Source organism: Bathymodiolus heckerae thiotrophic gill symbiont (assembly GCF_900128515.1).
Classification (GTDB): Bacteria; Pseudomonadota; Gammaproteobacteria; order PS1; family Pseudothioglobaceae; genus Thioglobus_A.
In genome coordinates this window covers 1-3,340 of sequence record NZ_FQTP01000122.1, presented here as the reverse complement: position 1 = coordinate 3,340, position 3,340 = coordinate 1, and the positions used below count along the sequence as shown (strand labels likewise).

The 3,340-nt window shown below is 38.7% G+C and carries 4 protein-coding genes; all 4 read right to left on the bottom strand.

What is annotated here, in order from left to right; translation table 11 throughout:
- Positions 1–229 precede the first annotated feature (229 nt).
- The 4 genes from BTHERMOSOX_RS09915 to parA all read right to left on the bottom strand — a co-directional run bounded on the left by BTHERMOSOX_RS09915 (position 230) and on the right by parA (position 3,057).
- Positions 230–460 carry a hypothetical protein gene (locus BTHERMOSOX_RS09915; RefSeq protein ID WP_138121004.1) on the bottom strand — a complete coding sequence of 77 codons (231 nt, stop codon included), beginning with the start codon at positions 458–460 and terminating at the stop codon, positions 230–232.
- A gap of 456 nt (positions 461–916) precedes the next feature.
- Positions 917–2,098: a hypothetical protein gene (locus BTHERMOSOX_RS09910; protein WP_249360679.1), complete on the bottom strand. Its 1,182-nt coding sequence runs from the start codon at positions 2,096–2,098 to the stop codon at positions 917–919.
- Between the two features lie 121 nt (positions 2,099–2,219).
- Positions 2,220–2,426 (bottom strand): hypothetical protein, encoded by a 207-nt coding sequence (locus BTHERMOSOX_RS09905; protein WP_138121002.1) that lies wholly within the window; start codon positions 2,424–2,426, stop codon positions 2,220–2,222.
- Positions 2,416–3,057, bottom strand: a complete 642-nt coding sequence (parA, locus tag BTHERMOSOX_RS09900; RefSeq protein WP_249360678.1) for a ParA family partition ATPase — start codon at positions 3,055–3,057, stop codon at positions 2,416–2,418. Before parA ends, BTHERMOSOX_RS09905 begins: the two co-directional genes overlap by 11 nt.
- Positions 3,058–3,340: the final 283 nt, after the last annotated feature.

Here is a 3,340-nt window from a genome sequence, read left to right as displayed (position 1 = left end):
TGATGATTTTTTGAAAGCCATTGAACAGAAAACCAAAATTTAAAAAATTAAGGTCTAAAGAATTTATTTTTTTGATAGATAAAACGAAAGTTTCATTTTCGGCCTAATTAACTGGCTCTTGATCTTTTCGCCTTTGAAAGTATGAAAATAGTGCCCGTAATCGCTTGAGGTTGTCCGCTGGTGCTTTTTTATCGCTTAAATGTACAAATTACACAATAAATCATTAACCCTATTCAGACGCTCTTAAAATCGCTTGCTGTGCTTTTTCTTGGTAGTGATTTTGATAATGTGCCATTGCTTCAGAAATGGTAAGGGCTGATAGCTCCAAGACTTCCAGTTCCCGCATGATGGGCTTTAGTTGCTCGATGATGAAAAGGCGGTGCTGTGTGGATTGGGTCGGCGGTAGTTGTCTGATTATCCGCTTGCCGTCCAGCCAGTCGATTAAATCCATTTGCTCCATGCGCTCGGCTTTCTTTTTTTGGATATTTGGGGAACGATGATAAATGCAGGTTTTTAATTTTGGTTTAATTTATCCACAAGCGCAAAATACAAGGTTAAATATAAAAGGTTAAATAAAGGAAAGGTTAGGGAATTTTGATAAGTCAAAATATCTATGTTTTTCAAACAAATAGATTAAAAATAAATTTTTAACTGCACGCCATACCTTCCACCTTGTAACGAACTGCACGTCATACCTTCCACTTTCCTTGTCATAATTCAGCCCAAAAAATCGAACTGCACGTCATACCTTCCACTTATTCGGCGAACTGCACGTCATACCTTCCACTTTCTTCACTACAAAAAGCATTTTTTTAACATAATTCAGCCCAAAAAATCGAACTGCACGTCATACCTTCCACTTTCTGCACGTCATACCTTCCACTTATTCGGCGAACTGCACGTCATACCTTCCACCCTATTTTAATTTATCCACAACGCCAAGCTTGCGTTTATTCGCTGCGGCATTTGCAGCTTTTTGTTCGGTACGAAAATCAAGCGAAGCAGTCACGGTATATTTTACATCTATGATTTTGCGCCCTTCTTTGATCTCTTGCGCTTCATAGAACATTAAAATGCCGTTCGCTTTGAGTTCGTCTAATGTATCAATCATTTTTTTACGGTTGTTGCGCTCGGTTTTTCCTTCCAGATAGCGGCTTTCTGCTTTTACGGTTAAATACCTAAAATGATAGGTTTCTGTCATGCTGGCTTGCTTGTAACGATGCACAAATCTTTTATAAAGCCACCTTGAAAGCTGAGTTTTTAGGGTCATGTGCCTATCTATGTTGTATTGGCGATATTCCAGCTTGTCGATTGCGTGGGATATAAAAAGCGGTAATCGTGCGGCGTGAAGTGCTCCCGTATCTTCTATATATTCATCGCGGTCAACCGTCACTAAATCTTGTAAAATTGCCCCGCTCCATAGCTCCTTTTTACCTTTGGAAAGGGTGATAATACAACGGTTCATAACTTGTATAGCCTGCTTAATTTCTGCAATACTGCGGCTTTTTCCGCGTTTTTTAAGTTCTTTTTCAACCATACGTAAAGAAAACTTTACCCATGTTTCAGACTTGGCGGGGTCGTGTATGCCGTAATTTTGATCGGTTAGAATTTTCTTTAAGGCTTCTTCGATTAATTCTTCGGTAACACTTGGAAAAAATGCTTTATAACTCCCGTTCTCTTGCTCTATTAAAGCGGGTTGTATAGTTACAGTACAATCCATACCTTTATAGCTGTAAGGCTGTTTATAAGGGTCTGCGTGGCCTGTTGGTGTGCGTAACTTCTCAACCTGTGCGGGGGTAAAAAAATACTTAGGGATGCTCTCCCAAAGCTCCACCGTGTTTGAAACGCTGTCAGGGTCATTTGTTACAAATTGGCTGAACAAGTCATATTGAATACTTTTTATAGCCTTGGCTGGCGGAGCTTTTTTAGGTGACTCTTTCTTACTCATACTTTTCCCTTTCTTCTTGGTATCGCTCATTTTATGAGCCTTCCTGTCAAAATATCTCGGGTCACTTCTATCATAATAAGGGATAAGTACAGCGTCCTTATCATCCTTGGCACTAAAATCATGTACACATGCCTTTGATAATTCAATCATGCTATGACCTCCTTTTTAGTGGTTCATTTTCGGTTCAATGCTTCAACCTGAACCTTAATAAATCTTTCCTTAATTACTTAAAAAATTAAATACATCTTTAATAATATACATAAATAATTGTTTAATTTTTTATGTACGATTTCATGTGTGTAATAAAAGCATCTGTCATGCTCTCGCTATTCTTCAAGGCTTCCATTTTATAGCCCTGTTGCAATTCTCTAGGTACTTTAAAAGTCATAGTGACTATATCATCACTATCAATTTTCATTGCTTCTTTGATAACTTGCTCTTTAGGAGTTAATTCTTTGCGTGTTGGTTTAGCTTTCATTGTTCAAAATCTCCATAATTTCAGTGGTCAAGTTTTCGATTTCTTCCAGTGCATCAGCGTTTTTTCCGCCGTGTACTGTCACCCCCTCCCCCATTGTCTGCTTGTAAATTTCCCGACTATGTAAAACAGTATCCAAGGGTTTGAAGCCGCTTTCTTCTGTGGCTGGCCTGATTTCTTCAATTAACTTTGTATTTTTGGTTGCTGCATTAATAATAAAACGGGTTTGTGGTTTCCCTTCTGTGACTTCATGCCTTGCGGCTATGGCCTCGGTTATATCGGAAGCTCCCCATATATCAAGCGCGGACGGTGCAACGGGTATTAAGACAATATCAGCGGCTCTAATTGCTGCCCCTGCCATTTTTTCGGCCTTGGCTCTTCCATCAATAATGACAAAATCATAGGGGGCTTTTACGCCTTCAATATCCTTTGCCAGTGTTTCACGATCTAGCCCGATAACAGATACAAGCTCACCCTCATTTGTTGCGCTCCAATCTCTCAAGCTGCCTTGTGGGTCGCTATCTACCATTAAGACACTATGCCCCCGTTTAATAATAGAAACGCCTATATTCGCGGCTATGGTGGTTTTACCTACGCCGCCCTTTTGGTTCAAAATTGCTATAACTTTAGTCATGGACTCACCCTATATAATTAAAAACATAAATAATTATAGCAGTAAAGATTTAAAGAAGTAAATACATAAGTATGTACTTACTTCTTTAATTTATTAAGTAAATAATTACATAATTAAATAAGGAAGATAATCCTATCTTTTTGTAGTGTTTGTAGCAATATTACTACTCTCCCTACTACATTACTGGTGGAATTATGGAACGCAAAAGCAAGGTAACGCAAAGCGCGGTTAATGCTGCATGTGACCAACTACAGGCGGATAGTAAAAACGTAACTGTAAACGC